This is a genomic window from Streptomyces sp. NPDC019937, assembly GCF_040631655.1.
Taxonomy (GTDB): Bacteria; Actinomycetota; Actinomycetes; order Streptomycetales; family Streptomycetaceae; genus Streptomyces.
Genome location: NZ_JBEYAL010000035.1, coordinates 1 through 26,668, shown reverse-complemented (window position 1 = coordinate 26,668; position 26,668 = coordinate 1). Strand labels below are relative to the sequence as shown.

Below are 26,668 nucleotides of genomic sequence, written 5' to 3'. Positions count from 1 at the left end.
GGTGAGGGGCGTGCGATGGTACTCGCACGCTTGTTCGAGAATGGGGTTAAGGTGGGGGCCGGGGAGGACGAGCAGAGCAGGGTCGGCCAGGGGGTGTGAGCAGTGGGAGGTGCGGATGCCAGGCTTCACGCATCTGCACACCGCCTCCGGGTTCTCCATGCGGTACGGCGCCGCGCACCCGGAGCGGCTGGCGGCGCGCGCCGCCGAGCGCGGCATGGACGCCATCGCGCTGACCGACCGCGACAGCCTCGCCGGAGCGGTGCGGTTCGCGCGGGCGAGTGAGGCCGCGGGGGTCAGGCCGCTCTTCGGGGTGGACCTCGCCGTCCAGGCGGAACCCCCGGACCCGGGGCGCACGGCCCGGCGGCGCACACCGGTGCGCGGCGGGGCGTTCATCGACGAGTCCGCGCCCCGGGCGGTCTTCCTCGCCCGGGACGGCGTCCTCGGCTGGGCCGCCCTGTGCGGGCTGGTCTCCGCCGCCCACACCGGGCTCGCCCACCCCGGCTCCGCCCGCACGGGCGGCGACGGGCCACCCCTGCTGCGCTGGCGCGACCTGGTGAGCACCCCCGGGGCGCTCGCCCCCGTGACCGCGCTCCTCGGTCCGGACTCCGACGTCGGCCGCGCCCTGGCCGCCGGACGCCCCGACCGGGCCGCACGGCTGATCGCCCCCTGGCGCGAGCTGTTCGGCGACGCGCTGCGGCTGGAGGCCGTATGGCACGGCCGCGCCGGTACCGGGCCCGGCTCGCTGCGGCTGGCCGCCCGTACCGTCGGCTTCGCCGCCGACCAGGGCGTCCGGGCCGTCCTCAGCAACGCCGTCCGCTACGCCGACCCCGGCGAGGGCCCGGTCGCCGACGTCCTGGACTCCGCCCGCCGCCTCGTCCCCGTCGACCCGCGCGACCCCGCCTCGCTCGACAGCGGCGAGCGCTGGCTCAAGGGCCCGCGCGACATGGCGCGCGCCGCCGAGCGCGTCGCGGAGGCGGCAGGTCAGCGGCGGGACGGCGCGCACCGGCTGCTGGAGGAGACGGCGCGCACCGCCGCCGCGTGCCTGGTCGACCCCGAGGACCACATCGGCCTCGGCACGGTCCACTTCCCCGAGCCGGGCCTGGTCGGCGCCGGGCGGCGGAGCGCGGAGCGGGTGCTGCGGTCGCGCTGCGCCGCCGCCATGGTGCTGCGGGGCTACGACCGCGACCGGGTGCGCTGGGAGCGTCTCGAGGACGAGCTGCGCACCATCGAACGGCTCGGCTTCGCCTCGTACTTCCTCACCGTCGCCCGGGTCGTGGACGACACCCGCGCGCTCGGGGTGCGGGTGGCCGCCCGGGGCTCCGGCGCGGGCTCGTTCGTCAACCACCTGCTCGGCATCGCCCACGCCGACCCCGTGTCGTGCGGTCTGCTGATGGAGCGCTTCCTGTCGGTGCGGCGGGCCGCGCTGCCCGACATCGACATCGACGTGGAGTCGGCGCGCCGCCTCGACGTCTACCGCGCGATCTTCGACCGCTTCGGGGCGGAGCGGGTCGCGACCGTCTCGATGCCCGAGACCTACCGGGTGCGGCACGCCGTACGGGACGTGGGCGCGGCCCTCGGCATGGACCCGGCCGAGGTGGACCGGCTCGCCAAGTCCTTCCCGCACATCCGCGCCCGCGACGCGCGCGCGGCGCTCGCCGAACTGCCGGAGCTGAAGGAACTGCGAGAGGCGACGGCGGAGCAGGAACGGTTCGGCAAGTTCTGGGAGCTGGTCGAGGCGCTCGACGGCCTGCCCCGCGGCATCGCCATGCACCCCTGCGGGGTGCTGCTCTCCGACGCCGGGCTGCTCGCCCGCACCCCCATCGTGCCGACCAGCGGCGAGGGCTTCCCCATGTCGCAGTTCGACAAGGACGACGTCGAGGAGCTGGGGCTGCTCAAGCTCGACGTCCTCGGCGTACGCATGCAGTCCGCGATGGCGCACGCGGTCGCCGAGATCCGGCGGGCCACCGGGAGGGCCGTCGACCTCGACGACCCCGCGCAGGTCCGGCCCGGCGATCCGGCGACCTACGACCTGATCCGCTCCACCGAGACGCTCGGCTGCTTCCAGATCGAGTCGCCCGGCCAGCGCGATCTCCTCGGCCGGCTCCAGCCCACCTCCTTCCACGACCTCGTGGTCGACATATCGCTCTTCCGGCCGGGCCCGGTCGCCGCCGACATGGTGCGCCCCTTCATCGACGCCCGGCACGGCCGCCACCCCGCCCGCTATCCGCATCCGGACCTGGAGGACGCGCTGCGCGAGACCTACGGGGTCGTCGTCTTCCACGAACAGATCATCAAGATCCTGTCGATCATGACCGGGTGTGAGCGGGACCTCGCCGACGAGGCGCGCCGCGCGCTGTCCGATCCCGAACGGCAGGGCCGGGTGCGGGCCTGGTTCCACGCCGAGGCGGGGCGGCGGGGGTACGCGGCGGAGGTGCTGGGCCGCACCTGGCAGATCGTCGAGGCGTTCGGTTCGTACGGCTTCTGCAAGGCGCACGCGGTCGCCTTCGCGGTCCCCACGTACCAGTCCGCCTGGCTCAAGGCGCACCATCCGGCGGCCTTCTACGCGGGACTGCTCACCCATGACCCCGGGATGTACCCGAAGCGGCTGCTGCTGGCGGACGCGCGGCGGCGGGGCGTGCCGATCCTTCCGCTGGATGTGAACCGTTCGGGCCCCGACTGTCGAATCGAACTGGTGTCCGGGGATGGTGATATGGGCATCCGGCTGGCGCTGAGCGACGTCCACGGCATCAGCGAGGCCGAGACCCGGCGCATCGCCGCCGGACAGCCCTACTCCTCGCTCCAGGACCTGTGGCTGCGCGCCCACCCGGGGCGGCCCGTCGCCGAACGGCTCGCCCAGGTCGGGGCGTTGGACGCGTTCGGTACGGGCCGCCGCGACCTGCTGCTGCACATCGCCGAACTGCACCGGCAGCGGGGCGGGGCCCACGACGGGGGCCAGCTCCCGCTGGCCGAGACCGGCCCGCCCGCGCCCGCCGGCCTGCCCGACCTCGACGAGGGCGAACGCCTCGGCGCCGAACTCGGCATCCTCGGCATGGACGTCTCCCGCCATCTCATGGCCGACCACCGGGTCTTCCTGGACGAGCTGGGCGCGATGCCGGCGAAGCGGCTGCGGTCGGCGCGGCACGGGGAGACGGTGCTCGTCGCGGGCGCCAAGGCCGCCACCCAGACCCCGCCGATCCGCTCCGGCCGCCGGGTCATCTTCACCACCCTGGACGACGGTACGGGCCTGGTCGACTGCGCCTTCTTCGACGACAGCCACGCCACGTGCGCGCACACCGTCTTCCACTCCTGGCTGCTGCTGGTGCGCGGCGTCGTCCAGCGCCGCGGCCCGCGCAGCCTCAGCGTCGTCGGCTCGGCCGTGTGGAACCTCGCCGAACTGGCCCGGCTGCGGAGCGAAGGCGGCCTGGAGGCGGTGGCCGCCGAGCTGGCGGGCGCGGGCGCGGGCCCGGACGTGGACGCGGACGCGACCGGACCGGAATCCGGCCGCCGCATCCAGCTGTCCACCGGCTACGCCCTGCACCCCTGGGCCGACCTCCAGCCCGCGGGCGACCAGTCCGCCACCGGCCGCAAGCTGTGGCACGCGAGCCCGGGGAGTGCGGGATGACCGCCGAAAGCCCCCACGAGCCCCACGAGCCGGGCCAGTCGGCCGAGGCCGTGGCGCATGTGCTGTACGTGCGGTTCCAGGGGGAGGGGGTGCTCGCCGAGGACGTCTATCAGGGGCTGCTCGCGCTGCTCGGCGAGGTGACGCCCGTCGTGGAGGCGTTGCCGCCCGATGCCGCGCTCGCCGATGTCCGGGGCGCGCTGCGGTACTTCGGGCGGGACGCGGCGGGGCTCGCGGAGATCGTGCGGGTACGGGCGCTCGCCCGGTACGGCGTCGACTGCACCGTGGGCGTCGCCGCCAACCCCATGCTCGCCCGCATGGCCGCCCACGACAGCCCGCCGAACACGCCCGGCGCGGTCCGTACGGTCCCCGGCGACCCCGACGCCGTCGCCGGGTTCCTGGCCCGTAAGCCGCCCATCGCCCTGCCCGGCGTGGGCGCCGCGACGGCCAGGGCCCTGTGCGCGTACGGGCTCGACACCACCGAGCGGATCGCCGCCGCGCCGCTGTCCACGCTGCAGCGGATCCTCGGCGCGGCGACCGCGCGCCGGGTGCACGCGTGGGCGCACGGCATCGACCCCGCGCCCGTCACCCCGAACGCCCCCGCCCGCGCCATGGGCGCCGAACACCGCTTCGACCGCGATGAGCTGGACCCGGTCCGGCGGCGCCGGGCGCTGCTGACGCTCGCCGACGAACTCGGCATCCGGCTGCGCACGAGCGGGCAGATCGCGGCCCGGCTCAGCCTCACCGTCCGGTACGCCGACCGCTCCTCGACGACCCGTTCCCGGGCCCTGACCGAGCCGACCGGCCACACCCCGGTGCTGACCGCCACCGCGTACGCGCTGCACGACGCGCTCGGGCTGCAGCGGGCCCGGGTGCGGTCCGTCAGCCTGCGGGCCGAGGGGCTGATGAGCGCCGAACTCGCCTCCCACCAGCTGTCCTTCGACGCCGCGGAGGACAAGGCCCGCCGCGCGGAGGCCGCCGCCGACCGGGCGCGGGCCCGCTTCGGCGTGTCCGCGGTCCGGCCCGCGGGATTCCTGGACGTCGCGTAAGGGCTACGTGAACCTTTCTTCACCGGCCGATGGCTGGAAGTCTCCGCTACTCACGCGTAATTTGATCCCCGTGCCACACGCCTGTGATCCGGGTCACAGGGTGCGCTGTCAGTGCAACTCCACCCCCACCGCGAGGAGTTCATGTGATGCTGCCCTGGAGGAACATCCGCACCTTACTGCCCGCCCTGGCCCTGGCGGTCGCGGCGGCGACCGCGGCCCCCGCCGCCGCGGCCCAGTCGTCGCAGACCACCGCCGCCACCAGTAGCGGCTGGAACGACTACTCCTGCAAGCCCTCCGCCCGGCACCCCCGCCCCGTCGTCCTCGTCCACGGCACCCTCGGCAACTCCGTCGACAACTGGCTCGGCCTCGCCCCGTACCTGGTCGACCGCGGCTACTGCGTCTTCTCCCTCGACTACGGCCAACTCCCCGGCGTGCCCCTCTTCCACGGGCTCGGCCCCGTCGACAAATCCGCCGGGCAGCTGTCGTCGTACGTCGACCGGGTGCTCGCCGCCACCGGGACCTCCAAGGTCGATCTGGTCGGCCACTCCCAGGGCGGGATGATGCCCCGCTACTACCTGAAGTTCCTCGGCGGCGCGGCGAAGGTGAACGCCCTGGTGGGCCTCGCCCCGTCCAATCACGGCACCACCCTGTCCGGGCTGACGAAGCTGCTGGACCTCTTCCCGGGCCTCGACGACGCCGTCGCCAAGGCGGCCCCGGGGCTGATGGACCAGGTGGCCGGGTCGGACTTCCTGAACCGGCTCAACGCGGGCGGCGACACCGTGCCCGGGGTCCGGTACACCGTCATCTCCACCCGGTACGACGAGGTGGTCACGCCGTACCGCAGCCAGTTCCTGTCCGGCCCGGACGTCAAGAACGTCGTGCTCCAGGACCTGTGCGCGTCCGATCTGTCCGAGCACCTGACCATCGGGATGACCGACCGCCTCGCCTTCCACGAGGCCGCCAACGCCCTCGACCCGGATCACGCCACCCCGACGACCTGCGCCTCGGACGACTGAGACGGGACCGGGACGGGCCGCGGCTTATTCGGCGACCAGCTCGACCTCGATGTTGCCCTGCGTCGCCTTCGAGTACGGGCACACCTGGTGCGCCTGCTCGACCAGCTTGCGGCCGGTCTCGTTCTCCAGGTCGGCCGGCAGCTCGACGCGCAGCGTCACCTTGAGGGCGAAGCCGCCGTCCGACTCGTCCTTGCCGATGCCGACCTCGGCGGTGACGGAGATGTCCTTGGTGTCCACCTTGGCCTGGCGGCCGACGAGGCCGAGCGCGCTCGCGAAGCAGGCGGCGTAGCCCGCGGCGAACAGCTGCTCCGGGTTGGTGCCCGCACCGTCGCCGCCGAGGGCGGGCGGCATCGCGAGGGGCAGGTCGAGCCGGCCGTCGGAGCTGACGGCGCGGCCGTCGCGGCCGTTCGCCGTGGCCACCGCGGTGTAGAGCGCATCCATGAAGGCCAATCCCTTTCGAGTTCCAAGGAGCCGGAGGATTCCGGCCGAGTTGGCCGGGTCCAGCAGTGGCCTCAGTAGAGCACACAATTAAATTGTGCACAACTAAGAGGTACGCTGGTCATATGTCATCTCAGCCCGACCCGCTTTCCGCGCAGAGCGGGGCCGCCACGGAGGACGATCCGCTCCGGCTCGACCTGCAGCTCTGCTTCGCCCTGCACGCCGCCTCGCGTGCGTTCGGCGGCATCTACCGACGGGTGCTGCGCGACACGGAGTTGACGTATCCGCAATACCTGGCGCTGCTGGTGCTGTGGGAACACGGCGAGATGCCGGTCAAGCAGCTGGGCGAGTTCCTGCGGCTGGATTCGGGCACCCTGTCGCCGCTGCTCAAGCGCATGCAGTCGGCCGGACTCGTCGAGCGCGAGCGCAGCGCGCACGACGAGCGCTCGGTGACGGTCCGGCCGACGGCGGAGGGTGTGGCGCTCAAGGAGCGCGCCCGGGAGGTGCCCTTGCAGGTGATCCGGGCGACCGGCCTGGACAAGGAGGAGCTGGTCGATCTGCGGTCGCGGGTGCAGCGCCTGACGGCGGCGCTCGACGCGGCGCTGGCGGACGAAGAGGCCTGAGCGCACTCCGTCCCAGAGCGCCGCCGACCGCTACGTGATCACCCGACCGGGGTGATACTGGAGCGTTCGGTTCCGGGGGGTGTCGTCACCATTCCCCGGGACCGGGACCGGGACCGGGACCGGAGCCGGGAGCGGCCGCGGTCCAGCAGGGCCATGGCGGCGGGCAGCAGCACCCCGCGGACCACGGTGGCGTCGATGAGGATCGCCACCGCCAGGCCGACGCCCATCATCTTGTACTCGATCGCCGACAGCACCACGAAGACGCTGAAGGCCGCGGTCATGATGACGGCCGCGCTGGTGACCACCCCCGCCCCGGCCGCGATGCCGCCCACGATCGCCTCGCGCGGCTCCGCACCCTCGTGCTCGCGTTCACGGATCCGGCTGAGCACGAAGAGGTGATAGTCCATGCTCAGCCCGAAGAGGATCACGAACATGAACAGCGGCAGCCAGCCGATCACCCCGCCGTACGCGGTGAAGCCGAGCGCCGAGCCCAGGTGACCGTCCTGGAACACCCAGGTCAGCACGCCGTACGCGGCGCCGATCGACAGCAGGTTCAGCGCGATCGAGATCAGCGGGATGGCCAGGGAACGGAACGACACCATCAGCAGGACGAAGGCCAGCGCGAGCACGAAGCCGAAGACGACCGGGGTGCGGTCGGTGACCTGCCGGGTGAAGTCGTACGTGAGGGCCGTCTTGCCCGCGACCGCGTACTCGACCCCGTCGAGGTGACCGAGGGCGGCGGGCAGGGTGTGCCTCCGCAGGGTCGTGAGGGCGCGGTTGGCGGTGTCGTCGTAGCCGAAGCTCGCCAGGGGGACCCGTACCACCAGCGCCCGGTCGACCGCGGCGGTGGTGATCGGCTCGTGCAGCGCGCCGCGGCTGGCGGCGGCGCGCCCGTGCAGGCTGTCGACCGCCTTCCGTACGGCCGGGTCGTCCACCACGTCCGGGGTGCCGCCGTCCCGCGTACCCCAGATCACCACCCACGCCGGGGCGGGCGTGCCCGGGAACGCCCGCTGCATGCGCGCCGCCGCGTCCACCGCCGGGACGTCCCGCGACAGACTGTCCGTCACCGAGGCGTCCTGGAGCCGCATCCCCAGCGCGGGCAGTGCCAGCACCAGCAGCGCCAGCGCCGCCGTACCGCCCCACACCAGCGGCCGCCGCACCACCGCGCGGGCCACCGCCGACCACAGCCGGGACTCGGCCACGGCGGTGCGGCGGCGCCCCGGCCAGGGGATGCGGGCCCGGTCCACCCAGCCGCCCAGCAGGGCCAGCAGCGCGGGCAGCACGGTCACCGAGCCGACCATCGCGACCCCGACCACCAGCGCCGCGCCGACCGTCAGCCCCTGGAGGTTGTCCACGCCGGTGAACAGCAGCCCGCTCAGACACAGCATGACCGTGAGGCCCGAGACCACCACCACCCGGCCCGAGGTGCGCGCGGTGATGCGCAGCGCCTCGGTGACGCCGTGTCCGGCGGCCCGTTCCTCGCGGGTCCGGCGCAGGAAGAAGAGCGAGTAGTCGATGCCGACCGCCACGCCGATCAGCAGCACCATCGAGGACGTGGCGCTGTTGATCGGCACCCAGTGGGCGGCCACCTGGAGCAGGCCGAAGGTGCCGATGACGGTGGTCGCCGCGAGCAGCAGCGGGATCGCGGCGGCGATCAGCGAGCCGAAGACCACCAGCAGGAGCACGACGGTCAGGGGGAGCGAGAAGAACTCCGCGCGCTGGAAGTCGCCCTTGATGCTGTCGTCGACCACCCGCGACAGGCTCCGGTCGCCCGCCTGCGCCAGCCGTACGCCCGGGTGGCGGTCCCGGACCGCCTCGACGGCCCGCACCGCGGCCTCGTAGTGCGCGCCCATCCGCTCGTCCGGACCCGCGATCAGGAAGGTGACCAGACCGGAGCGGCCGTCCTTCGACACCTGCCGGTCGTCGTACAGCGGGGAGCGGAGGCCCTGCACCGTGCCCGGCGCCGCGCGCAGCGTGCTCACCAGGTCCTGGGCGGCCCGCCGGAGGGCGGGGTCGGCGGTGAAGCGGGGCGCGGACGGGTCCGGCGTACGGTGCTGGATCAGCACGTTCTCCTGGGGCGGGGCGTAGACGCGCTGGGCGCCGAGCGCCCGGTCGGCGCGGCCCGCTTCCCCCGGGTCGGTGCTGCTCGCCGTCCCGCCCGGCATCAGCGCGCTGGCGAGCACGGCCACGGCCACCAGCGCGAACCACCCGGCGATGGCCGCCGCGCGGTGCCGGACCGACCATCCGGCGATCCGCTCCACGAGAGCGGGACCCGCGGGGCCCGGTTTGCTTTTCTGCAGCATGAGCTGCTGTCCTTTCCGCAGAAGGAGCGTTTCCACAAGAGGGCTCGCCCCATCGGGGCGAGTTGGTGCCGCTGCTTCGTTCATCTGGGCCGTCGAGTTGCCGCTCGGCGGCCCAGCGGTGTCTTCCCTGCCGCGCTCCTCCCCGCTACTCCACGGTCTGGAGGATGCGCTCCAGGGCGTCCATGCGGCCCTGGAGCGCGGTGAGCGTCTCGCCGATCTCCCGCAGCTGGATCTCGGTCTTCTGCTGAGTGGCCACGGCCTGCTCCGCGATCTTGCGGTACTCCAGCTCCCGTACGACCTGGACCTTCGTGCGGCGCGTGGCCGCGAACTGCCAGATGAGTGTGGTCAGTACGGTGGTGACCAGAGCGAATATGCCGAAGGCCCCGACGGCCTCCGCCCAGTCGTGCCCGTCCATCACGTGTTTCCCTTCGTCTTCGGGGTCGGCTCCGAGGTCAGCGTCCGTTCCGCGGCTTCGATGGCTTCCGGGGTGAGCCGGATCGCGAACCGGTTCACCTCGTAGAACTTCATGGCCTTTCCCTCCTCCGAGACCTCCAGCCGCGCCGACACCAGCCCGGCGGCCTCCAGCTTCCGCAGATGCACCTGGAGCAGCGCGCGGCTGATGCCCAGCGAACGGGCCAGCTCACTGACGTACGCGCGCTCCCGGGTCAGCGCCGCGATCACCCGCAGCCGGTGCGGATTGGAGAGCGTGGCCAGCACGCGCACCAGCTCGTCGCCGGTCGCCGGTTCGGGCTCTTCCGTCATAGCGAAACCCTGCACATGCCAAAAAAAGTTAGCACATGCCGAGAATGGTTGAGTGGTGTTGTGGGCGTGGACGGTGTGGAAGGTGTCAGGCATGACCGGAAACCATCCCCGCGCGGGCGCCCGCATGTCCGCCATCGACCTGGTCGAGACCCTCCTCGACCCCGGCAGCCGGCGCGGCTGGGACCAGCCGGTCGAGATCACCACGACCGACCCCGACTACCGGGCCGACCTGGAGCGGGCCCGCGAGCGCACCGGGCTCGACGAATCGGTGATCACGGGCGAGGGGCGCCTCGACGGGCGCCGCGTCGCCTATGTGGCCTGCGAATTCCGCTTCCTCGCCGGCTCGATCGGGGTCGCGGCGGGGGAGCGGCTGGTCCGCGCCGTCGAGCGCGCCACCGCGGAACGGCTCCCGCTGCTGGCCGCCCCCGCCTCGGGCGGGACCCGGATGCAGGAGGGCACGGTCGCCTTCCTGCAGATGGTGAAGGTGGCGGCGGCGATAACCGACCACAAGGCCGCGGGCCTGCCGTATCTGGTGCATGTACGCCACCCCACCACCGGCGGCGTCCTCGCCTCCTGGGGCTCCCTGGGCCACGTCACCGCCGCCGAACCGGGCGCCCTCATCGGCTTCATGGGCCCGCGGGTGCACGAGGCCCTGTACGGCGAGGAGTTCCCGGCGGGCGTGCAGGTCGCCGAGAACCTGATGAACCACGGCCTGATCGACGCGGTGCTCCCGACGAGCCGCCTCGCGGAGGTGGCGGCGAGGGTGCTGCGGGTTCTGTGCGGCGACCAGGACCTGCCGCCCGGGTCCGCCGGGTCGGGCCCCGCCGGGGCCGGTTTTCGGCCGGCCGCTGGGCCGGATGCCGTGCCCGGCGGAGCAGCGGGCGGAGCGGCCGCCGACGCCCTGACGGGCGAGGGCGGTCCGCCCTCGCCACCCGTGGCTGCGCCGGGTTCCGGGCCGGGCGGGGGTGCGGGTGAGGCCGCGCCTCCTGCGGGGCGGGACGGCGAGACGTCCGCATCCGCTGATGGCGTGGCCGGGCCCGGAGCCGGGTCGGCCGTTGCCACCGAGGGCGCGGGCGGCGGGGCGATGGCTTCCGCTGCCGGGCGGGGGGCTGCCGACGCCTCGGCGGGCAACGGCGGCGTGGGGGCCACGGCGGTGGGGCCCTCGACCGAGGAGTCGATCCGGGCCTCGCGGCGCGGCGACCGGCCCGGGGTGCGGGATCTGCTGCGGGTCGCCGCGAAGGACGTGAGCCCGCTCAGCGGGACGGGCGCCGGGGAGCACGACCCCGGGCTGCTGCTCGCCCTCGCGCGGGTCGGCGGGGTGCCCTGCGTGGTGCTCGGGCACAACCGGGGCGGGCGGCGGGGTGGTGAGCGCGCCTCGGCCCAGGACCAGCCGCTCGGGCCCGCCGGACTGCGTACCGCCCGGCGCGGGATGCACATCGCGGCCGAGCTGGGGCTGCCGCTGCTCACCGTCATCGACACCGCCGGGGCCGCGCTCAGCCGCGAGGCCGAGGAGGGCGGGCTGGCGGGGGAGATCGCCCGGTGCCTCGCGGACATGGTGACGCTGCCCGCGCCCACCTGCTGCCTGCTGCTCGGCCAGGGCGCGGGCGGGGCCGCGCTCGCGCTGCTGCCCGCCGACCGGGTCGTGGCGGCGCGGCACGCCTGGCTGTCGCCACTGCCTCCCGAGGGCGCGTCGGCCATCCTCCACCGCACCACCGAGCGGGCGTACGAGGTCGCCGACCGGCAGGGGGTGCGCTCCGCCGACCTGCTGGCCAACGGCATCGTCGACCGCGTCGTGGAAGAGGGCGACGGGGAGGGGTTCCTGGGACGTCTCGGGCGCATCCTCGGCGCCGAACTCGCCGCCCTGCGCGCCCAGGACCGCGAGGAGCGGCTCGCCGCCCGCCGGGCCCGGCACCGCCGGATCGGGGTGCCGGGTTGACGGCGTAACAGGGCCAAACGGGCGTACTCGGCGGCCGAATTGGCAGTCTTAGGAATGCCTAACCTAATCTCGGCTCGTGAACGAGAATGATCTCGACACGGCACCCCGGCCGTCCCCCACCCCTGCCCACCCCGCGCCGATCCACCTGCTCGCCCTCAACCCCACCGACTCCGTCACCGAAGGCTTCCTCCCCGCCGCCGCCCGCCTCGGACTCGCCGTCACCCTCCTCACGGACCAGCCCGAGGCGCACGAGCGCGCGTACGCCCGCCACGCGGCCCGCGGCGGGCGGCTCCCCGCCACGCTCGACATCGCGCCCTGCGACGTACGGGACTTCCGCGAGGTCATCAGCCGCATCGCCGCCGCCCCCGACGGCCGGCGGACCCGGGCGGTCTTCACCAACAGCGACCACCTCCAGACCCAGGCCGCCCTCGCCGCCGCCTACTTCGGCCTCCCCGGCAAAAACTGGCGCGCCGCCCTCCGCACCAAGAACAAGGCCGAGCTGCGCCGCGCCCTCGCCGCGAACGGTGCCGACACCATCTGGTCCACCGAACTCGGCACCGGCGACGACCCGTCCACCCTCGCCGCCCTCGACGCGCCCTTCCCCTGCGTCGTCAAGCCGCGCGAGGGCGTGGCCAGCGAGGACGTCGTCCTCGTCGCCGACGCGGCCGAACTCGTCCGCGGCTGCCACGGCATACGCGCCCACCGGCCCGGCGCGGCGCTGGTGATCGAGGAGTACCTGGACGGCGAACTGCGCACCCTCGAAACCCTCGGCGACGGCCACACCCTCCACGTCCTCGGCGCCTTCCGCACCGACGTCTCCCCACCCCCGCACTTCATCGAGGAACGGCTGCGCCTCCTGCCCGCCCCGCTCCCACAGCCCCACACCGCTCAGGTGCTGGCCCAGCTTCGGGCGCTGGGAGTGGGATTCGGCGCCTGCCACACGGAATACGTCGTCCAGGGCGACCGGGCCCGCCTCATCGAGGTCAACTACCGTGCCATCGGCGACCAGTGCGACCTGGTGCTCGCGGAACTCCTCGGCATCCCGCTCTTCGAGCACATCCTCCGCACCCACCTCGGCGAACCGCTCCCGGCCGACCTCGGCGCCCGCACGGACGGCCGGGTCCGCATGGAGTACGTCACGGCCGACCGCCCCGGCCGCCTCGTCGCCGCCCCGGCGGCGAGCGTGACCGAACGCGACGGCGTACGGCTGGACTACCGCCCGCTGCGCGACATCGGCGAGGAACACCCCCTCTACCGCACCAACCGCGACTTCCTCGGCGTCCTGCGCGCGACCGGCACCGACCAGCGCCGGATCGACGCGGCCGTGACGGAGTTCCTGGCCGCCCACCGCTGGGAGATCGCGTCATGAGCCGTACGGAAGGGGAGGAAGAGGAAGCGGAGGAGGAACTTCTCGGCCGGGTGCTCGACACCCTGCTCCGGGAGGACGCGTACCGCTTGCGCAGCGGCGCCCGCACCGTGCGCCGCCCCGACGGCGACTGGCTGCGCATCGCGCTGAGGGAGGGCGGAAGCGTGCTGCTGCCGGTGGAACCGGAAGGCTTCCAATGCGACATCCGCGCCCGCCGACCGGCCAGGCTGGAGTGGGAGCAGCCGTGGCCCCCGGCCGGAGGCGTCGTGCTGCGGGGGCTCAAGGCCGTGCTCGGGCGGCTGCGGGGGGTCGTGGCGGGCGAGGACCGGGAGTTGTACGACGCCTTCGTCGACGAGTGCCACCAGGCGCTGGACGCCATCCGGCTGCACCACCGCATCCGGCCCGGCGTCGTCCGGGGGCTGGCCGCGCGGTACGGGGAGGCCGGGGAGTGGGCCGGGATGGGCGGGGCCGTCGCGTACGACACGCTGGCCGCCTTCCGCGACCATCCCGTCTACCCGACCAGCCGCGGCCGGTCCGTGTTCGGCGAGGACGCCCTGCGCGCCCACGCCCCCGAGTTCGCGCCCCGCTTCGCGCTGCGCTGGCTCGCGCTCCCGCGCGCGGCGGTCGGCGGGGACCCGGGGCGGCTGCCCGGGTGGTGGCCGAGCCCGGGGGAGCTGGGGCTGTCCGGGCGGCTCGACGCCGACCACCTCGCGTTCCCCGTGCATCCGCTCACCGCCGGCCGTCCCCTCGACGCCGCCCTCGACGCGGCCGGGCTGCGCGGGCGGGCGCGGCTCGCCGAGCGGCCGTGGCTGGAGGTACGGCCCACGCTGTCGATGCGGACCGTCGCCGTCACCGACGACCCGCTGACCCACCTCAAGCTGCCGCTCACCACCGCGACCCTGGGCCTGCGCAACCGGCGGACCGTCAAACCGGGCACGCTCGTCGACGGAGAGGTGGCGCAGCGCCTGGTGGAGGCGGTGATCGCGCGCGAGCCGCGGTTCGCGGACACCGTGCTGCCCGCCGACGAGACGACCCACCTCCACGCCGGGCACGAGCTGCTGGCCACGCTGATCCGCCGCTATCCGCCGGGGCTGGAGAACACCCAGGTCGTGCCGCTGGCCGGGCTGCTGGCCCGCACCCCGGACGGCGGGCTGGTGGCGGACGCGCTCGCGGAGCGCCACTACGGCGGGGACCTGCTCGCCCTGCTCGACGCGTACCTCACCCTCCTCTTCGACTTCCACACCACCCTCTTCGCCTACGGCATCGCCCTGGAATCGCATCAGCAGAACACCTCCCTCGTCTTCGACGACACCGGCGCCCCGGCCGCCGCCCCCCGGCTGCGGCTGCTCATCAAGGACCACGACGGGCCGCGCGTCCACGCCGTACGGCTCGCGGCGATGATCGGCGGGGCCGACGCCGCGGATCTGTGCGGATTCGACGACCGGCGCATCCTGACCGGCGGCGACGGCCCGGTGGCGGACGTGTTCACCACCATCACCGTCCATCTGTGCGCCGCCGCGCTCGCCTTCGAACTGGCCGCCCTCGGCCGCGCGCCCAGGGACGTGCTGCTGCGGCAGCTGCGCGACCGGCTGACCGAAGCCGTCGACCGGCTCGGAGCGGCATACCCCGGGGCGGCCGCCGCCCTGTTGCGCGCCCGGGTGCTGGAGGCGGACCGGCTGCCGGTCAAGGCGATGGTGACCGCGGGCACGCTGTTCACCAAGGCCCGGTCGGGCGCCGCCGACGTCAACAAGCACTACGTGACCGGGCCCAACTACCTCCTGCGGGGGCGCGGCAGATGACGGCCGCGCCCCCACCCCCTGATCCCTCCGCCGCTCGCCTCTCCGCACCCGCTGGAGCCGCTCCATGCCAACGACCTCCTCACCCGCCACACCGCTGGTCTCCGCCGACCACGCGACCGCCCACACCCTGCTCAACTGTCTGCTGCGCGAGGTCTCGGGCCCGGAACACCAGACCGTCGTGGCCGACGGCCGGCTGCGGCTGCGGCTGCCGCGCAGCGGGGTCCTGCTGCGGGTGGGGCTGCGCCGTACGTCGCTGATCGGCGCGCACCGGTTCACCGGACCGGTCAGCGAAGAGCGCGACGGCACCTGGGCGGAGGTCTCCTGGCGCGGCCTGGCCGAACGCGTCCACCGGGAACTCTGCTTGCGCACCGGGGTCCGGAACGACGAGTTCCTGGCGCAGGTCGCCTCCAGCCACGCGGGCATGACGGCCGCCCTGGAGGGGCGGGCGGCCCCTAAGGCGCGGGAGAAGGCCACGGGGGGCCCGGCCCCGGACCCCTATCTGGCCTCCGAGCAGTCCCTCTTCTTCGGCCACCGCTTCCACCCCACCCCCAAGGCCCGCACCGGAAGCCCCGCTTCCTGGTCGCTGTTCGCGCCCGAGGCCGGCGCCCGCTTCCCGCTGCACCACCTCGCCGTGCGCCGGGAGTGCGTACGGGAGGAGACCGCGTACGCCGGGGCCCTGGCGCCGCTGGACCGGCAGCGGCCGGTCCCGGACGGCTACCGGCTGCTGCCCGCCCACCCCTGGCAGTACGCCATGCTCCGCGAGCACCGGGTGCTGCGGGCGGCGCTCGACCGCGGCGACGTCCTCGACCTGGGGCCCGGCGGACCGGACTTCGCGCCGACCGCCTCCGTCCGCACGCTCTACGACGGCCGGGACTTCCTCAAGTTCAGCCTGAACGTGCGCATCACCAACTGCCTCCGCAAGAACGCCGACTACGAGCTGTCCGGCGCCGTCGCCCTGACCCGGCTGCTGGAGCCGGTCGCCGCCGACCTCGCCGCCCGCTTCCCCGGCGCCGACCTGCTGCGCGAACCCGGCTACCGCACCCTCGACCTCGACGACCGCCACCTGACCGAGGGCTTCGGCGTGATCGTCCGCGAGGGGTTGGCCGCCCGGCTGCGGCCGGGGCTGACCGGGCTGCTGGCGGCGGCCGTCGCCGACGAGTACCCGACGAGCGGCGCCCAGCTCTCCCACCTCCTCGGCGGCGCCGGGCCCGAGCGCGCGCTCGCCTGGTGGCAGGCGTATCTCGACCTCCTCGTACCGCCCGTCCTGGCCGCCTGGTTCGACCACGGCGTGGTCCTCGAACCCCACCTCCAGAACGTCGTCATCGGCGTGGACGCCACCGGCACCCCGCGCCAGGTGCTCTTCCGCGACCTGGAGGGCACCAAACTGGTCCCCGGCCACCACGCCGCCGCGCTCGCCGCGCTGCCCGAGGCGGTGGCCCGCCCCATGACGTACGGGCGTGAGCGCGGCTGGGACCGGGTGGTGTACTGCCTGCTGGTCAACCACCTCGCCGAGATGGTCGCCGCCCTCGCCGACCTTCACCCCCGCCTGGAGCCCGGCCTGTGGTCGGCGGTCCGCCGCGTCCTGGGGGCCCGCTCCGCGGCCCACGACGACCCGCCCGCGCTGCGCGCCCTGGTGGCGGGCGTCCCCCTGCCCGCCAAGGCCAACCTGCTGACCCGCTGGGGCCGCAAGGCCGACCGCGACGCCGGTTACGTCCGTATCGCCAGCCCGCTCGCCTCCGACCTGCTGTCCGAGGCGGCCCGCGTCAACGCCCCCGGGAGCGCCCGTTGAACACCCCCCTCACCACATCTGCGGCCGCTTTGGCCACCGCCCTGAGCGGGGATGACCTCCCCGCGTACGTCTACGACCTCACCGCCCTCGCCGACCACGCCCGGGAGGTCCGCGCCGCGCTCCCGGCGGACGTCGAGCTGTACTACGCGGCGAAGGCTAACCCCGAACCGCCCATCCTGCGCGCTCTCGCCCCGTACGTCACCGGCTACGAGGTCGCCTCGGGCGGCGAGCTGGCACACGTCCGCGAGGCGGTCCCCGAACGGCCGCTCGCCTTCGGCGGACCGGGCAAGACGGAGACGGAGCTGCGGCGGGCGCTGGAGCTGGGGACGGAGCGGTTCCACGTGGAGAGCGAGCACGAACTGCGGCTGCTGGCCTCCCTCGCGGGCCACCGCCCCGTGGACGTCCTGCTCCGCGTCAACCTCCCCCTGACCGACGAGGCGCTGGGCGGCGCGGCGCTCGCCATGGGCGGCCGCCCCAGCCCCTTCGGCCTCGACCCCGACCGGGTCGAACACTGCCTGCCGCTGTTCACCCCGGGCGGCCCGCTCCGGCTGCGCGGCATCCACGCCCACCTCGCGAGCGGCCTCGACGCCCCCGCCCAGACCGCCGTGGCCGCCCGGATCGCCGACTGGACGCGCGCGCTGTCCACCCGCCACGGCCTGGACCTCACCGAGGTCAACGTGGGCGGCGGCATGGGCGTGGACTACACCCGCCCCGGCACCCGCTTCGACTGGAAGGCGTACGGCGAGGGCCTGGCCGCTGTCGCCGACCGGAACCCCGGCCTGACCCTGCGGATCGAGCCGGGCCGGGCGCTGACGGCGTACTGCGGCTGGTACGTCACGGAGGTGCTGGACCTCAAGCACAGCCGCGGCGAGGCGTTCGCGGTCCTCCGCGGCGGCACCCACCACCTCCGCACCCCGGCCGCCAAACAGCACGACCACCCCTTCCAGGTGCTCCCCACCGCCGACTGGGACCGGGACTGGCCCCGCCCCGCCGCCCGCGACGAACCGGTCACCCTGGCCGGCCAGCTGTGCACCCCCAAGGACGTCCTGGCCCGCGGCGTCCCGGTCGCCGAGCTACGGGCCGGCGACCGCGTCGCCTTCGCGCTGGCGGGCGCGTACGCCTGGAACATCTCGCACCACGACTTCCTCATGCACCCCAAGCCGGACTTCCACTACCTGGGCGGATGAGCCCCCGTGGCCGGGCCCGTGCTGTGGCGGACGACCAGCTCGGTGGGGATGGTCACGCGGACGTCCGGCGCGGGGGAGCGGTCGAGCTGGTCGAGCATCAGGGTCAGGCAGCGGCGGCCGATCTCGGTGAAGTCGGTGCGGACCGTGGTGAGCGGCGGGAGCAGATGGGCGGCCTCGGGGATATCGTCGTAGCCGACCACGCTGACGTCCTCGGGGACCCGGCGGCCCGCCTCGTGGAGGGCGCGCAGGACGCCGACGGCCATCTGGTCGTTGGAGACGAACAGCGCGGTCAGCCCCGGCTCCCGGGCGACGCGGCGGCCCAGGTCGTAGCCGGAGTCCGCGCTCCAGTCACCCGGCAGCGGCTCGTGGACCTCGGCGCCCGCGGCCTTCAGGGCGGCGCGCCAGCCGTCGACGCGGGCCTCGGCGGCGATCCAGCCGGTGGGGCCCGCGATGTGGCGGACGGTGCGGTGGCCGAGGCCGAGGAGGTGCTCGGTGGCCTGGCGGGCGCCGGAGGCGGAGTCGCCCGCGACGACCGGGATGTGCGCGCCGAAGCTCTTGTCCAGGGTGACCATGGGGACGCCGTGCTCCGCCTCGACCAGGGCCTGGCCGACCGACCGCTGGGGCGCGATGGCGATGATGCCGTCCGCGCCCTGGCCGAGCAGGCGGTCCACCGCGCCGGTGACGTCGGCCTGGTCGGCGGCGGTGAGCGCGATCGTGCTGACGAGGTAACCGGCCTCCTGCGCCGCCTCGTTGATCCCGGCGAGCGTGGCGGCCGGGCCGAAGCGGGCCGCGTCGAAGGAGATCACGCCGAGGGTGCGGCTGCGGCCGCTGGCCAGGGTGCGGGCGCTGGCCGTGGGGCGGTAGCCCAGCTCGCGCATGGCGGCGCGGACGCGTTCGCGGGTCTCGGCGCGGACCCGGGGGTGGTCGTTGAGGACGCGGGAGACGGTCTGGTCGGAGACCCCGGCCAGCCGGGCGACATCCGCCATGACCACCTTGCCGCCGGTGGCGGGGCGGCGGCGCCTGGTGGGGGCGCGGTGTGGCTCCGCCATGTGGTTTCGGCTCCTTGGTGTGCGTTCACCCCGGGTGCGGGCGGCGGCCCGCACCCAGGGCTCCGGGGTCAGTCCTTCGCGGTCCAGCCCAGGTCCGGTGCGTCGGCGAGGTGGGCCACCCGGGTCGTCGCCGACTGTAGCTCCAGCAGGGTCAGCTCGTTCTCGCCCGCCTTCAGGACCGGCCACGGCACGTACAGCCGCCGCTGCGGGCCGCGCGACCAGTAGCGGCCCAGGCTGACTCCGTTGACCCAGGCCACGCCCTTGGTCCAGCCCGGCAGGGCGAGATACGTGTCGGCGGGGGTGTCCACCGTGAAGGTGCCGCGGTGGAAGCCCGGGCCCGCGACCGGGGTGTCCGTGGTGCGGAAGGGCAGCGCGGGAAGCTCGTCCAGGGGGAGACGGTGGCAGGTCCAGTTCTCCAGCGGCTCGCCGTCGAGGGTGACCGGGCCGGCGATGCCCTTGGGGTCGCCGATGCGGGGACCGTAGTTGGCGCGGCCCATGTTCTCGACCAGGACGTCCAGCCGGGCGCCGTGTTCGGGGCTGCGTATGTGCAGGCTGTCCTCGTGGCGCTCGCGCTCGATGACACCGGCCGGGGCGCCGTTCACGAACACCTGCGCCCGGTCGCCGACCCCGCCCGTGAAGTGCAGCACGCGGTCGCCGATGGCGGGCAGCTCGGTGCCGTAGAGGACGAAGCCGTACCCCTGGCCCAGCGCCTCCATGGTGGGCGGGTCGGTGAAGTGCTCCGCCGGGGACAGGAACTCGGCGCAGACCAGGGCGTTCGCCGAGGCGGTCAGCCGGACCTCGGTGGGCGGCAGCTTGGGCGACGGCTGTGGAAGCGGTTCGTCCGGTACGGCCGCGTGGCGGGCGATGACCTCGCGGAACGCCGCGTACTTGGGGCCCGGGTCGCCGCATTCGGTCAGCACCGCGTCGTAGTCGTAGGAGGTGACGGCCGGCGCGTAGGCGTGGTCGTGGTTCGCGCCGCTGGTGAAGGCGAAGTTGGTGCCGCCGTGGAACATGTAGATGTTCACCGACGCCCCCGCCGACAGCAGCGCGTCCAGATCGGCGGCCGCGTCGTCCGCCGCCCGCACATGGTGCGGCTCGCCCCAGTGGTCGAACCAGCCGATCCAGAACTCCGAGCACATCAGCGGCCCGCTCTCCTGGTGGGCGCGCAGCGTCTCCAGCGCGTCGCCGACCCGGCTGCCGAAGGTGCCGGTGGAGAGCACCCCGGGCAGGCTTCCGGCCGCCAGCATGGCCTTGTCGGCCTGGTCGCAGGTGAACAGCAGCTCCTCGACGCCGCGCTTGCGCAGGGCGTCGGCCAGATGCGCGAGATAGGCGCGGTCCTCGCCGTACGCGCCGTACTCGTTCTCCACCTGGACCGCGATGACCGGGCCGCCGGACGCCGCCATGTACGGGGCGAGCGGCGGCAGCAGCAGATCGAGGTACGCGTCGACGGCGCCGGTGAACCGCGGATCGCTGCTGCGCTGCCGGATGGTCGGATCGGCCGTCAGCCAGAAGGGCAGCCCGCCGCCCTCCCACTCGGCGCAGATGTACGGGCCGGGGCGCAGCAGCACGTACAGCCCCTCGGCTCGGGCGAGTTCCAGGAAGCGGGGGAGGTCGAGCAGGCCGTCGAGGTCGAGCGGGCCGTCCGGGGCGGGCTGGTGGAGATTCCAGGGGACGTACGTCTCGACCGTGTTGAGCCCCAGCAGCCGGGCCTTGCGCAGCCGGTCGGCCCACTGGTCGGGGTGGGTGCGGAAGTAGTGGAAGCCGCCGGAGAGGATCCGGAAGGGCTTGCCGTGGAGCTGGAAGCCGTCATGGGTGAGCGTCAGGGCGGGCATGTGCCGGAAGTCCTTTCGGCCGCACGGGCGGAAGCGGGTGCAGTGGGGGTGGTGTTCGTAGGGGATACGGACGAGGACGTGGCGCGGATCAGCCAGCCGGTGGTGATCAGGCAGACGGCCGATACGCCGCCCAGGACGAGCGGTACGGCACGGATGCCCGACAGCTCGATCGCCTTGCCGAGCACGGGCCCCGCGGCCACCCCGCCGACCATCGAGGCGGCGATCACCAGCGCCCCCGCCCGGCGGGCGCGCGGCGCCGCCTGGCCCAGCCAGGGCAGACCGGTGGGGAAGACCGGCGCGATGAACAGGCCGACACCCGCGTACGCGTACGGGGCCAGCGCCGGGATCGCGGCGAGCAGCAGACAGACGGTCATGCCCGCACAGCTGACCGCGATGATCGCCGGGGCGGGCCGGCGCAGCGCGAGCGGGACGGCCAGGAAGCGGCCGACGGTCATCATCAGCCAGTAGACGGAGGTCGCGGAGGCGGCGGCGGTCGCGCCGTACCCGACGGTCTCCAGGTGGGTGGGCTCCCAGCCCCCGACCCCGGCCTCGACGCCGACATGGAGGACGTAGAGCAGCACGAACGCGCCCAGGACGGTGACCAGGCTCCGGGTCCGGACCCCGTTCCTGAGGGCGGGGTCCGCCCCGGCGCCGCCGGGCGCCGGTGCCTCGTCCCGCACCCCGGCCAGACACAGCACCAGCGGCAGCGTCAGCGCGGCGAAACCCAGGAACACCCACGTGTAGTGCTCGGCCCCGACCAGGCCGATGAGGGCCGGGCCGAGGATCGCGCCGATGCCGAAATGGGCGTTCAGGACGTTGAGCATGGCGGCGCTGCGCCGCCCGAAGCCGATCGCGAACAGCTGGTTGAGCCCGTAGTCGATACCGCCGAAGCCGAGCCCCGCGACCAGCGCCAGAGCCAGCGCGAGCGGCCACTGGGGGGCGAGTGCGAACCCGGCCGCGCCGCCCGCCATCAGCAGATACGAGCAGCCGAGCAGCGTGCGGTTGCCGACCCGGCCGAAGAGCCGGTCGAAGCCGAGGACACCCGCGACACCGCCGACGAAGTGCGCGCTCAGGGCCAGCCCGGCGGCCGACGGCGACAGCCCGTGGTCGTCGCGGAAGGCGGGGATCGCCGGGCCGTAGAGGGCCTGCAGCGCGCCGATGAGGATGAAGCCGGCGCACGACGCGACCACCGCGGCCCGGCTGAACAGCGGTGGTCCGGGAGGGGATGGGGCCTGGCCCACGTGCTTGTCCGCAGTGTCCACGAGGGGGAGTGTTACCGCTAACATTTCTGCCGTCAAGACACCCGCCGCCGATATGTCCGGCCGCGTCAGTCCGCCGCGGCGCCCCATCCCACGACGAGATCCACGACATACGGCTCGGTGAGCACCCCGTCCGGGAACAGCGTGAGCAGGTCCGCCCGCTCCGCGTTCAGCACCGCCTCGGCCTCCCCGGCGTCCATCACCGCCAGATAGGAGTGGCTGCTCAGGGAGCGCAGCCGGTCCTCGACGGTGATGCTCCGCGACCAGCGGACCCTACGGCCCGTCGTCCGCACCCCGAACGGCGCGAGCCGCCCGGCCACGGTGCCCGGGAAACCCGGCGGCCGGTAGGCCGGGCAGCGGGCGGCGAGCCGCTCCTCCTGCCGTGCCACCCAGGGGACGTCGAGGTCCGGCTGGTTCCACCACATCGCCAGCGCCCCGCCGGGGCGCAGCACCCGCAGCGCCTCGGGGACGGAGCGCCGCGGATCGGTCCAGTGCCAGGACTGGGCGTACGTGATCAGGTCGGCGGCCCCGTCGCGGAAGGGCAGGGCGTCGCCGTCGCCCCGTACGAGCCGGACGTCCGGGGCGGCGGCGCGCAGCCGCTCCGCCATGCCCTCGCCCGGCTCGACGGCGGTGACGCGCGCGCCGCGCGCGGCCAGCAGCCGGGTCGCGATGCCCGTGCCCGCCCCCACGTCCAGCACCTCCGCCCCGGCCAGCGCCCGGCCCGTGACCTCCTCCACCGCCTCGAACAGCGTGGCCGGATACCCGGGGCGGGCCGCCGCGTACTGCGCGGCGACGGCGTTGAACGACGAGGCGAGCGCGGCGTGCGGCGGCGAGGACATGCCCCCATGGTCCCCCGCGCGCCGGGCGCTGTCAGCGTGCGCGTCGATCCAGCGGTCGGCAGCGGGCGTTGTCAGTGGGGGATGCGACGATGCGCCGTATGTGCGTTGAGGGATCGACCGCCGGTCAGGGGCCCGCCGACTCCACCACCGACTCCACCGCCGACTACTGGGACGCCGCCGCGGCCGGATTCGACGACGAGCCCGATCACGGGCTGCGCGATCCGGCCGTGCGGGAGGCATGGGCCCGGCGATTGCGCGACTGGCTGCCCGAGCAGCCCAGCGCCGTGCTCGACCTCGGCTGCGGCACGGGCAGCCTGGCCCGCCTCGCGGCCGAGCAGGGCCACCGGGTGACGGGCGTCGACCGGTCGCCCCGGATGGCCGAGCGCGCCCGCGCCAAGCTCGCCGGCACGGACGCCACCGTGCTCGTCGGGGACGCGGCGGCGCCGCCGGTGAGGGAGGGCGGCTTCGACGTCGTCCTGGCGCGCCATCTGCTGTGGCTGCTGCCGGATCAGGAGGCGGTGCTGCGGCGGTGGGCCCGGCTGCTGCGGCCGGGCGGGGTGCTGGTGCTGGTCGAGGGGCGGTGGGGCGAGTCGGATCCGGTCGGGCTGACCGCCGGTGACCTGCTGCGCATGGTCGAGCCGCTGGCGTCCGGGACGCATGTCGAACAGCTGGCGGCGGACGCGGCGCTGTGGGGGCGGCCGGTGCGCGACGAGCGCTATGTGCTGCGCGCGCACCTCGCCCCGCCCCGGCGGCACGCCGAGATCGTCGACGTCCATCTGCTGCTGCGGCGCGGCGGCGAGATCCTGCTCGCGCGCCGCGCGGGCACGGGATACGCGGACGGGCTGCTGCACGCGCCGTCCGGCCACGTGGAGGACGGCGAGGACGTACGGACCGCGGTGATCCGCGAGGCGGCCGAGGAGATCGGCGTCCGGCTCACCCCGGACGAGGTGCGGGTGGCCCTCGTCATGCAGCACAAGTCGCCCACCGGCGCGGCCCGTACGGGCTGGTTCTTCGAGGCGGAGCTGGCGGACGGCGCGCGGCAGCCGGTGAACCGGGAGCCCGACAAGTGCTCGGAGATCGGGTGGTTCGCGCTGGAGGCCCTGCCGGAGGACATGGTGGCGTACTGCAGGGCGGGCGTGGAGGCGTACCGGGCGGGGGAGCGGTTCGCCGTGCACTGGCACGAACCGGGGGACGCCATCGCGTTCGCCCCGGACGGCCCGGACCGGCTGGTGGTGCTGGAGGCGTCGGGCTGACGGACGGCCGCGCGGTGACGGCTGCGGGGCGACGGTCACGCGGTGGCGCCCGGAGCGAGCGATGCCGTGCCGCTGACGGGATCCGGCCGCGCCCGTTCAGCGCCCCCGACGATGGCCCGGCGGCCAACGCCACGGCCGGCGCGCCCCGGAGACGACCGCTCAGGGGCGCAGTTCGCGTACGTAACGCCGCTCCACGGAGGCCACGGCGTAGCCGAGCCGGGCGTTGATCGCCAGCATCGGGCCGTTCTCGCTGTCGTTGCCCGTGAACGCCTCGGCGCACCCCGCCGCACGCGCCCGGCGCAGCGAGTGGGTCTTGGCCAGCCTCGCCAGGCCCCGGCCGCGGTAGGCGCGCAGCGTGCCGGTCATGCCCGACCAGTAGCGGCCGCGGCCGTCCGTATGGGCGAGGCTGAACGCCGCGACCCTGCCGTCCACGACGGCCAGCGAGGTCAGTTCGTGGTCCAGCGCGGGATGCTCCCAGGTCCGGGCCAGCCACTCGGCGTAGGGCATCCGGCCCTCCAGCACATCGGCGGGCTCGTCCGCCATCACCGCCACGTCCGTCTCGTACAGCGGGCGCGGATCGCCGGCGAGGTCCGCCGCGGTCCGCAGCTCCACGCCGTCCGGCAGGGCGTCGGCGGCCGGCGGCGGCAGGACCGCCCTGGTGAGGTCCAGCCGCTGGATGCGGGACGACCGGCTGCGCCGGTAGCCGCGGCGCTCGGCGAAGGCGAGGGAGGCGGGCTCGTCCAGGGTCCACGCGAACACCTTGGCGGCGCCCAGCCCCGCCGCGTACTCCTCCGCCGCGGTCACCAGCGCCGAACCGGCGCCCCGGCCCCGTGCGTCGGCGCGCACCGAGGTGTTGGCGCAGGCCACCCCCGGCCCCTCGCCGTGCGCGTCCGGGAAGAGGCCCAGTTCGCACGAGCCCACCACCCGGCCGTCCGCCTCGGCGACCAGCAGCCGGCAGCGGCGGGCCTCCGGCGCGCTCGCCACCTCCCAGGCCACGGTCCGGGGTGTCGTCACGAGGTAGGGGAAGGCGGAGCGTCGCGCCTCCGCGACGGCGGCCGCGTCGGCGGCCCGGAAATCGCGCACGATCACGGTCATGGGCGCGCAGATTACGCCCTGCCCACCGGGCCCGCCTCCGCATTTCGCCGCCGCGAATTTCCGGACGGGCCCGGGGCGGCACACAATGGGTGCGACAAAGCCTGTACGCACCCCAGGAGCCCCCCGTGGCCTTGCAGATCACCGTCGACCCCGACGCGGCGACCGCCCCCTTCGAGCAGATCCGCGCGCAGATCGCCGAGCAGGCACGGTCCGGGCGGCTGCCCGTGGGCTTCAAGCTGCCGACCGTACGCGGCTTCGCCGAGGAGCTGGGGCTGGCGGCGAACACCGTCGCCAAGGCGTACCGCGCGCTGGAGTCGGACGGGGTGATCGAGACCCGTGGCCGCCACGGCACGTTCGTCGCGGCGGCCGGTGACGCGGCCGGGCGCCAGGCCGCCGAGGCGGCGCAGACGTACGCCCAGCGGGCGCGGCGGCTCGGCCTGGACCGCGCGGCGGCGCTCGCCGCCGTCGAGGACGCGCTGCGGGCGGCGTACGGTGAGTGACCCGAAAAGAGGGGAAGCCATGACCACCAGCCGCATCGCCCTGGTCCGCCGCCCGAGCCCGCGCCTCGCCGACGGGCTCGTCACGCACATCGACCGCAAGCCGGTCGACGCCGCGCTCGCGCTGCGGCAGTGGGAGGCGTACGTGGCCGCCCTGCGGACGCACGGCTGGGAGACGGTGGAGGCGGAACCGGCCGACGCGTGCCCGGACGGGGTCTTCGTCGAGGACACGATGGTCCTCTACCGGAACGTCGCGCTGATCTCGCGCCCCGGTGCCGGGTCCCGCCGCCCCGAGACCGCGGCGGCCGAGGCGGCCGTGACCGCGCTCGGCTGCTCGGTCAACCGGGTGCGGGAGCCGGGGACGCTGGAGGGCGGCGATGTGCTGAAGATCGGCGACACGGTGTACGTCGGGCGCGGCGGCCGCACGAACGGCGAGGGGGTGCGGCAGGTGCGTGCCGCGTTCGAGCCGCTGGGGGCGCGGGTGGTGGCCGTACCGGTCAGCAAGGTGCTCCACCTGAAGTCGGCGGTCACGGCGCTGCCGGACGGGACCGTGATCGGGTATCCGCCGCTGGTCGACGACCCGGCCGTCTTTCCGCGCTTCCTCCCGGTGCCCGAGGAATCGGGCGCGCATGTGGTGCTGCTGGGCGGCGGCAGGCTGCTGATGGCGGCGAGCGCGCCGCGCAGCGCGGCGCTCTTCGCCGACCTCGGGTATGAGCCGGTGCCGGTGGACATCGGCGAGTTCGAGAAGATGGAGGGCTGTGTGACCTGCCTGTCGGTGCGGCTGCGGGAGCTGTACGTCTAGTGACCTGAGTCGGAGATTCGGTGGCAGTAGGCGGCCACTTTGTCGAGGATCTCGTCGGCTGTCTTCGTCCAGACGAACGGTCGCGGGTGTTCGTTCCAGTCGGCCAGCCATGCCCGGATGTCGCGTTCGAGAGCCTGGACGGAGCGGTGGACGCC

At 74.6% G+C, this 26,668-nt stretch carries 21 protein-coding genes and 1 pseudogene; 12 read left to right on the top strand and 10 right to left on the bottom strand.

Translation table 11 applies throughout. From position 1 onward, the window contains the following. Positions 1 to 115 precede the first annotated feature (115 nt). From dnaE to ABZ562_RS30180, 3 genes are all read left to right on the top strand, one after another. Complete coding sequence (gene dnaE, locus ABZ562_RS30190) at positions 116 to 3,622, top strand: DNA polymerase III subunit alpha (protein WP_361485573.1); 3,507 nt, start codon at positions 116 to 118, stop codon at positions 3,620 to 3,622. Further along, entirely contained in the window at positions 3,619 to 4,668 is a 1,050-nt protein-coding gene (locus tag ABZ562_RS30185) for a helix-hairpin-helix domain-containing protein (RefSeq protein WP_361485571.1), read from the top strand. Before dnaE ends, ABZ562_RS30185 begins: the two co-directional genes overlap by 4 nt. A gap of 146 nt (positions 4,669 to 4,814) precedes the next feature. Then, on the top strand, positions 4,815 to 5,684 hold the full coding sequence (locus ABZ562_RS30180; protein WP_361485569.1) for an alpha/beta fold hydrolase: 870 nt from the start codon (positions 4,815 to 4,817) through the stop codon (positions 5,682 to 5,684). 24 nt (positions 5,685 to 5,708) lie between these two features. Here the strand turns inward: ABZ562_RS30180 and ABZ562_RS30175 are convergent, their stop codons facing one another. Next, the gene (locus tag ABZ562_RS30175) at positions 5,709 to 6,125 is read right to left on the bottom strand and encodes an organic hydroperoxide resistance protein (protein ID WP_361485567.1); all 417 of its coding nucleotides are present in this window, start codon (positions 6,123 to 6,125) and stop codon (positions 5,709 to 5,711) included. A gap of 122 nt (positions 6,126 to 6,247) precedes the next feature. Here ABZ562_RS30175 and ABZ562_RS30170 point away from each other — a divergent pair, with 122 nt between their 5' ends. Continuing rightward, positions 6,248 to 6,745: a MarR family transcriptional regulator gene (locus ABZ562_RS30170; protein WP_361485565.1), complete on the top strand. Its 498-nt coding sequence runs from the start codon at positions 6,248 to 6,250 to the stop codon at positions 6,743 to 6,745. Between the two features lie 38 nt (positions 6,746 to 6,783). Here ABZ562_RS30170 and ABZ562_RS30165 read toward each other — a convergent pair whose 3' ends face one another. The 3 genes from ABZ562_RS30165 to ABZ562_RS30155 all read right to left on the bottom strand — a co-directional run bounded on the left by ABZ562_RS30165 (position 6,784) and on the right by ABZ562_RS30155 (position 9,810). Beyond that, positions 6,784 to 9,048, bottom strand: coding sequence for an MMPL family transporter (locus ABZ562_RS30165; RefSeq protein WP_361485563.1), 2,265 nt, complete (start codon positions 9,046 to 9,048; stop codon positions 6,784 to 6,786). 145 nt (positions 9,049 to 9,193) lie between these two features. Beyond that, a complete protein-coding gene (locus ABZ562_RS30160; protein WP_361485561.1) occupies positions 9,194 to 9,463 on the bottom strand; it encodes a hypothetical protein in 270 nt (89 codons plus the stop codon). Next, on the bottom strand, positions 9,463 to 9,810 hold the full coding sequence (locus ABZ562_RS30155) for a helix-turn-helix domain-containing protein (protein ID WP_361485559.1): 348 nt from the start codon (positions 9,808 to 9,810) through the stop codon (positions 9,463 to 9,465). Before ABZ562_RS30155 ends, ABZ562_RS30160 begins: the two co-directional genes overlap by 1 nt. A 91-nt stretch (positions 9,811 to 9,901) precedes the next feature. Between ABZ562_RS30155 and ABZ562_RS30150 the strand changes: the two genes are divergently transcribed. The 5 genes from ABZ562_RS30150 (at position 9,902) to ABZ562_RS30130 (ending at position 17,887) form a co-directional block, all read left to right on the top strand. Further along, a complete protein-coding gene (locus ABZ562_RS30150; RefSeq protein ID WP_361485557.1) occupies positions 9,902 to 11,746 on the top strand; it encodes a carboxyl transferase domain-containing protein in 1,845 nt (614 codons plus the stop codon). 139 nt (positions 11,747 to 11,885) lie between these two features. Further along, positions 11,886 to 13,115 carry an ATP-grasp domain-containing protein gene (locus ABZ562_RS30145; RefSeq protein WP_361485675.1) on the top strand — a complete coding sequence of 410 codons (1,230 nt, stop codon included), beginning with the start codon at positions 11,886 to 11,888 and terminating at the stop codon, positions 13,113 to 13,115. Continuing rightward, positions 13,112 to 14,911, top strand: a complete 1,800-nt coding sequence (locus ABZ562_RS30140; RefSeq protein WP_361485555.1) for an IucA/IucC family siderophore biosynthesis protein — start codon at positions 13,112 to 13,114, stop codon at positions 14,909 to 14,911. Before ABZ562_RS30145 ends, ABZ562_RS30140 begins: the two co-directional genes overlap by 4 nt. A 64-nt stretch (positions 14,912 to 14,975) precedes the next feature. Continuing rightward, a complete protein-coding gene (locus tag ABZ562_RS30135) occupies positions 14,976 to 16,700 on the top strand; it encodes an IucA/IucC family protein (protein WP_361485553.1) in 1,725 nt (574 codons plus the stop codon). Continuing rightward, positions 16,697 to 17,887, top strand: coding sequence for a type III PLP-dependent enzyme (locus ABZ562_RS30130; protein WP_361485551.1), 1,191 nt, complete (start codon positions 16,697 to 16,699; stop codon positions 17,885 to 17,887). Before ABZ562_RS30135 ends, ABZ562_RS30130 begins: the two co-directional genes overlap by 4 nt. Here ABZ562_RS30130 and ABZ562_RS30125 read toward each other — a convergent pair. From ABZ562_RS30125 to ABZ562_RS30110, 4 genes are all read right to left on the bottom strand, one after another. After that, positions 17,872 to 18,936, bottom strand: a complete 1,065-nt coding sequence (locus ABZ562_RS30125; protein ID WP_361485549.1) for a LacI family DNA-binding transcriptional regulator — start codon at positions 18,934 to 18,936, stop codon at positions 17,872 to 17,874. The genes ABZ562_RS30130 and ABZ562_RS30125 overlap by 16 nt on opposite strands. 68 nt (positions 18,937 to 19,004) lie before the next feature. Then, positions 19,005 to 20,768, bottom strand: coding sequence for a beta-galactosidase (locus ABZ562_RS30120; RefSeq protein WP_361485548.1), 1,764 nt, complete (start codon positions 20,766 to 20,768; stop codon positions 19,005 to 19,007). Then, on the bottom strand, positions 20,756 to 22,030 hold the full coding sequence (locus ABZ562_RS30115) for an MFS transporter (RefSeq protein ID WP_361485546.1): 1,275 nt from the start codon (positions 22,028 to 22,030) through the stop codon (positions 20,756 to 20,758). The genes ABZ562_RS30120 and ABZ562_RS30115 overlap by 13 nt, the downstream gene beginning before the upstream one ends. 65 nt (positions 22,031 to 22,095) lie before the next feature. Beyond that, on the bottom strand, positions 22,096 to 22,866 hold the full coding sequence (locus ABZ562_RS30110; protein ID WP_361485544.1) for a class I SAM-dependent methyltransferase: 771 nt from the start codon (positions 22,864 to 22,866) through the stop codon (positions 22,096 to 22,098). 98 nt (positions 22,867 to 22,964) lie between these two features. Between ABZ562_RS30110 and ABZ562_RS30105 the strand changes: the two genes are divergently transcribed. Beyond that, positions 22,965 to 24,119, top strand: coding sequence for a methyltransferase domain-containing protein (locus ABZ562_RS30105; protein WP_361485542.1), 1,155 nt, complete (start codon positions 22,965 to 22,967; stop codon positions 24,117 to 24,119). Between the two features lie 159 nt (positions 24,120 to 24,278). Here ABZ562_RS30105 and ABZ562_RS30100 read toward each other — a convergent pair whose 3' ends face one another. Further along, positions 24,279 to 25,214 (bottom strand): GNAT family N-acetyltransferase, encoded by a 936-nt coding sequence (locus ABZ562_RS30100; protein WP_361485540.1) that lies wholly within the window; start codon positions 25,212 to 25,214, stop codon positions 24,279 to 24,281. A gap of 125 nt (positions 25,215 to 25,339) precedes the next feature. On the opposite strand from ABZ562_RS30100, the gene ABZ562_RS30095 reads away from it, so the two are divergent. Next, positions 25,340 to 25,714 carry a GntR family transcriptional regulator gene (locus ABZ562_RS30095; RefSeq protein ID WP_361485538.1) on the top strand — a complete coding sequence of 125 codons (375 nt, stop codon included), beginning with the start codon at positions 25,340 to 25,342 and terminating at the stop codon, positions 25,712 to 25,714. A gap of 19 nt (positions 25,715 to 25,733) precedes the next feature. Continuing rightward, positions 25,734 to 26,513, top strand: a complete 780-nt coding sequence (gene ddaH, locus ABZ562_RS30090) for a dimethylargininase (protein ID WP_361485535.1) — start codon at positions 25,734 to 25,736, stop codon at positions 26,511 to 26,513. On the opposite strand, the pseudogene ABZ562_RS30085 reads toward ddaH, so the two are convergent. After that, a pseudogene (locus ABZ562_RS30085) lies at positions 26,510 to 26,668 on the bottom strand (IS630 family transposase); the annotation flags it as partial. The gene ddaH and the pseudogene ABZ562_RS30085 overlap by 4 nt on opposite strands.

What these genes read in the sequence shown, in the direction of transcription:
- ABZ562_RS30165 (WP_361485563.1), bottom strand. Translation starts at nt 9,048, where the DNA reads ATGCTGCAGAAAAGCAAACCGGGCCCCGCGGGTCCCGCTCTCGTGGAG.
- ABZ562_RS30100 (WP_361485540.1), bottom strand. Translation starts at nt 25,214, where the DNA reads ATGACCGTGATCGTGCGCGATTTCCGGGCCGCCGACGCGGCCGCCGTC.
- ABZ562_RS30150 (WP_361485557.1), top strand. Translation starts at nt 9,902, where the DNA reads ATGACCGGAAACCATCCCCGCGCGGGCGCCCGCATGTCCGCCATCGAC.
- ABZ562_RS30180 (WP_361485569.1), top strand. Translation starts at nt 4,815, where the DNA reads ATGCTGCCCTGGAGGAACATCCGCACCTTACTGCCCGCCCTGGCCCTG.
- ABZ562_RS30135 (WP_361485553.1), top strand. Translation starts at nt 14,976, where the DNA reads ATGCCAACGACCTCCTCACCCGCCACACCGCTGGTCTCCGCCGACCAC.
- ABZ562_RS30155 (WP_361485559.1), bottom strand. Translation starts at nt 9,810, where the DNA reads ATGACGGAAGAGCCCGAACCGGCGACCGGCGACGAGCTGGTGCGCGTG.
- ABZ562_RS30110 (WP_361485544.1), bottom strand. Translation starts at nt 22,866, where the DNA reads ATGTCCTCGCCGCCGCACGCCGCGCTCGCCTCGTCGTTCAACGCCGTC.
- ABZ562_RS30170 (WP_361485565.1), top strand. Translation starts at nt 6,248, where the DNA reads ATGTCATCTCAGCCCGACCCGCTTTCCGCGCAGAGCGGGGCCGCCACG.
- ABZ562_RS30175 (WP_361485567.1), bottom strand. Translation starts at nt 6,125, where the DNA reads ATGGATGCGCTCTACACCGCGGTGGCCACGGCGAACGGCCGCGACGGC.
- ABZ562_RS30120 (WP_361485548.1), bottom strand. Translation starts at nt 20,768, where the DNA reads ATGCCCGCCCTGACGCTCACCCATGACGGCTTCCAGCTCCACGGCAAG.
- dnaE (WP_361485573.1), top strand. Translation starts at nt 116, where the DNA reads ATGCCAGGCTTCACGCATCTGCACACCGCCTCCGGGTTCTCCATGCGG.
- ABZ562_RS30105 (WP_361485542.1), top strand. Translation starts at nt 22,965, where the DNA reads ATGTGCGTTGAGGGATCGACCGCCGGTCAGGGGCCCGCCGACTCCACC.
- ABZ562_RS30140 (WP_361485555.1), top strand. Translation starts at nt 13,112, where the DNA reads ATGAGCCGTACGGAAGGGGAGGAAGAGGAAGCGGAGGAGGAACTTCTC.
- ABZ562_RS30185 (WP_361485571.1), top strand. Translation starts at nt 3,619, where the DNA reads ATGACCGCCGAAAGCCCCCACGAGCCCCACGAGCCGGGCCAGTCGGCC.
- ABZ562_RS30160 (WP_361485561.1), bottom strand. Translation starts at nt 9,463, where the DNA reads ATGGACGGGCACGACTGGGCGGAGGCCGTCGGGGCCTTCGGCATATTC.
- ABZ562_RS30125 (WP_361485549.1), bottom strand. Translation starts at nt 18,936, where the DNA reads ATGGCGGAGCCACACCGCGCCCCCACCAGGCGCCGCCGCCCCGCCACC.
- ddaH (WP_361485535.1), top strand. Translation starts at nt 25,734, where the DNA reads ATGACCACCAGCCGCATCGCCCTGGTCCGCCGCCCGAGCCCGCGCCTC.